Source organism: Okeania sp. SIO2B9 (assembly GCF_010672505.1).
In the GTDB taxonomy this organism is placed as follows: Bacteria; Cyanobacteriota; Cyanobacteriia; order Cyanobacteriales; family Microcoleaceae; genus Okeania; species Okeania hirsuta.
The window spans coordinates 1-3982 of sequence record NZ_JAAHGK010000719.1; the positions used below are offsets into that span (position 1 = coordinate 1).

A 3982-nucleotide genomic window follows, 5' to 3' on the forward strand; every position below is an offset into this window, starting at 1 on the left:
TGGAGGTGACAGTACGGGAATATCAATACCAGAAGTAGGGGTAGATACTACAGATAAAGCAACAACTCCCGCTGATGGAAATCAAACAACTCCAACAGATGGTATCGGAATAGGTCAAATATTAGGAGGATTAGGAGTCGCAGGATTATTAGCAGCATGGGCAAATCGAAAACGGGAACTAAATAGTGAAATAAACCTGACATCTCATCATAATAAAAGTGCATCAGTAACTTGGTCAGTTCCACAAGCAGACAAAGATGCAGCTAAATTATATGGAGGTCAGCAATATCAACTGCGGGTTTATGATGTCACAAATATCGATCTGGACTCACAACCAGCTCACAGTACCAAGTATTATGATTCCGAAGAGTCAAATCAGCAGTGGCAAGTAGGAAATTTACTAGATGATTGCGAATATCAAGCAGAAATAGGTTATGCTACTGATGATGGTCAGTGGCTACCATTGGCTCGTTCTAACCGAGTTCGGATATCAGAATATCCTGTAGATGAAAATATAGATGTAACAAAAGAACCAGAATTATTAGGTAAAACACCAGTAAAATGGGTATTACCTCCCTGTAAAATTACTATTACTCCTGAGAATGAAGAGAATATGATGGTGGTTTGGGAAGTTCCTCAAACTGCGAAAAATGCAATCAAAGAACAGGGGGGAGAACAATACCAGTTGCGAATTTATGATGTTACAGGTATTGACTTGGATACACAGCCAGCATACAATGTACAAGCCTACGATTGTGAGGAATCTACTCAGCAAATGCAAGCACCTGTTTTTGTAAAAGAACGCGAATATCAAGCAGAAATAGGCTATGTCACTGATGATGGTGAGTGGTTAAAATTGGCTCGTTCTAATCGTATCTGGATACCTGTACCTAACTTTACTGTAGACAGTGATGAAGTAAAAAGTACACAATTAGACACAACTCCCACCACAGTAACTATTCCAGAGGAAGCATTGAAATCCAGTTGGATTACTATAGTACCTAATGATAATCAGAGTGCTTGTGTTCATTTAGTAGTTTCTCAAGCTGCTAAAGATGCAGCAAAACAACAAGGTGGAAAGCAATACCAATTGCGGATTTATGATGTTACAGATGTTGATATAGACTCACAAAAAGCTCAAAAGATACAACAATACGATTGTGAGGAGTCTATCCAGAAACAGAAAATACCTATCAATGTTGGTTCTCTTAGTTATGTTGATTATTTAGCAGAGATTGGTTATGTCACTGATAATTTGCAGTGGCTAAGGATTGTTTGTTCTGACCCACTGCGAATACCTGTTTTGACTCGAACTGATGATATTGAGGCAGTAGGAACAGTTCTTCCTGGCGAAACAGCTATTGATACAGATGTAATATCTCAAGTATCAGAAAGTGAAGAAGAAACAGCGATCGCAGCAAGCAATATTACTCCTGGTGACTGTGAGATTCAGCATCTTGTTGTCCATAGTCATAACAATTGCTATTCACTAAATGATGCACAAATCAAGGGACTGCAAGAAACGGCCGTCTCTAAAACCCTTGAACCAGGTATTTATGTTGCACGGATTAAAAGTGGTACATTTGGTTACGGTTCTAATATTTGTCCCTCTGGTGAACCATTTGTTTTACTTTGGATTTTTGGTGGAAAAGTCAAGAATAAAAAGACGAATATTCCGGTTGGGCAAACCTGGTCTACTTTGAATGGGTATCACGAAACACTAACGTTAGAGGTTTTGGAGACCACTACTTTGTATGTCTTTTTTGTTGATACTTATCCTGATGACAATAACGGAGAGCTTACTGTTTCTGTAGCTAAGTTATATTCCTAAGTAATAGGGTGGGTAAATCTCGCAATATTTATCCATCTACAATTATCTTATTAGGACTTACGCAGATACGCTATATATACTGTTCAAAACTATTGTCCAATAGTTAATTTACCCTATAAATAGTGCCTTTGCGTAAGTCCTGATTATATTAGATCATGTCCGGATGATCGCTAACAGCGGTTTTCATTTTGGTAGACCACAGTAGGAGCGAATGACCATAGGACTTACGCATGAACGCTATTGGTAGGGTGTGTTAGCGATAGCGTAACGCACAAAACCCTAAATCTATATGTCAGTGCGTAAGTCCTGGACCATTTGCTAACGTAGAAGCTCTTTGCTTTGCTCCGCGACCTGAAAAGTTAATGTACTCCCATGAAATTCACCATATCCGAAAACGTAATTATCAAGAAACCTCTCCCAGCAGCAGGTATTGTTTGCTCCAATCCTCAGCGCGCTCAACGTCTAGTCAACCGTTATTTTCCTTCAGCTCAATTACATACCGACAGTTGGGGCATAGTTATCTACACAGGTAGTTACCAGGGGCACTATATGTTTGTTGCCAGTGTACCAATGGGTGCTGGTGGATCTGGCTTTGCTTTTCTGGAAATGTATGCTGCTGAAGCTAATTATATTGTTCGCTACGGGTCTAACGATCGATATGTAACTCCAGACAATCTTAGAGACATTAATATCATTGACGAAGCTAATAACCTTTATGGGTTGATGCGCGATTCGGGTCTTTCTGCTTCACAATTGGGTCAGAGTCTTTTTGCTTCTCCCTTACTGGTAGACAGTCTTCGGCATCAGGCAGAATCACTGTTTTACCCAGTACAGTTAATGATTTGCCATCATGTTGAAGATTATCATGCTTATAATTACCCTGAGCTAATCGGAGAAAGGACTGATAATGTTAAAAGTCTGATTAATATCTTAGAAAGCAGTACCCAGAAAAATAGTGCCTGGGATATGGAAACTGCTGCTTTGTTTTGGCGAGCGACACAGTTTAAGAAACACGCAGTAACAGTTCTACAGTCCTTAATTAAGCATCGGGGAGAAATGACACCCTATGAAGGAGAGTATGGACGTATAGCAACAGAAATGGAACAAGTTTTTGGTCAGTTAATTTTAGATAGCTTAGTGGCCGTTTCTGTGGGTGTTTAAGGCTGACAGAGACTTTAATGCTGCTGTCAACCTAGAAAACTATGTGCGTCTTCCTTGACATGCTCCCGACGCCCGTGCTTGAGCGACAACGCGGGATTCTTCAACCCGCAAAGGAGTTGCAGTTTATACAGAGGTGATGTCCTCCCCCTGTGTTCTTATATTATAACATGGTCGCTTTCCTATACGACGTTCCCTTGCACTAGAACGCGGGACTTCTCGCTATTTTTTGTTAAAAATTAACACTAATAAACTGTGACTCTGGCAACGCTGCTATTTCTGTCGAAGTTGTGTTCAACACATATCCTAAAAGCTGATTTGTACCACTCATTTTAATCGCAGTACCCTCTAAAACACCATCATTATTTGGATCTAAATCCTGTACTGAAATATCTGCTTTGGTTAACAGTTCAAGTTCATCACTGACAAATGGTAAAATCAAATTTGTATTAATCCCAAACTCCTCAAAACTATTAAAATCTTCAAATATCAAATCAGATTTTGTCATCCCTCCTGTTAATCCAATAATATCTTCAGAAGAGTTAAAATCAGTAATAATTGCATTAGGCAATTCAACACTACTGGGAATTCCTGGAAGTAAAGAAATAACATTACTTAAATCTTGTGTTATTCCTGCTAACTCTGTTCTGAAAACATATACATCACTTCCCAAACCACCTTTATAAATATCAACACCAGCATCACCAATCAGAGTATCATTACCATCTCCACCATTTAATAGATCGGTACCTTTACCTCCATATAATATGTCATCACCAAGGCCACCGTTGAGAAAATCTGTGTCCTTGTTGCCATACAAAATATCATTACCACCCTCTCCAAATAACTCATCTTTCCCTTCACCACCAAAAATTAAGTCGTTGGCAGATGAACCAGTAATGATATCATCACCACTGAGAGCTAATACTCCCCCAGGAAAAGAAGTAGCTTGCTCTACTGTGAGAATCTCATTATCATCACCGTTTGTTCCCA

3 protein-coding genes are annotated in these 3982 nt (G+C 39.3%); 2 read left to right on the forward strand and 1 reads right to left on the reverse strand.

The features are described 5' to 3' along the window. Together F6K13_RS22195 and F6K13_RS22200 are read left to right on the forward strand one after the other, a co-directional pair. Positions 1-1831, forward strand: a 1831-nt coding sequence (locus tag F6K13_RS22195; RefSeq protein WP_287288399.1) for a DUF4912 domain-containing protein, incomplete at its 5' end; no start/stop codon positions are given. 372 nt (positions 1832-2203) lie between these two features. After that, positions 2204-2992: a hypothetical protein gene (locus tag F6K13_RS22200; RefSeq protein WP_124145070.1), complete on the forward strand. Its 789-nt coding sequence runs from the start codon at positions 2204-2206 to the stop codon at positions 2990-2992. Between the two features lie 229 nt (positions 2993-3221). Here F6K13_RS22200 and F6K13_RS22205 read toward each other — a convergent pair. Then, positions 3222-3982, reverse strand: a 761-nt coding sequence (locus F6K13_RS22205) for a calcium-binding protein (RefSeq protein ID WP_287288401.1), incomplete at its 5' end; no start/stop codon positions are given.

Excerpts from the sequence above, each read along its gene's own strand:
- F6K13_RS22200 (WP_124145070.1), top strand. The coding sequence starts at position 2,204 with ATGAAATTCACCATATCCGAAAACGTAATTATCAAGAAACCTCTCCCA.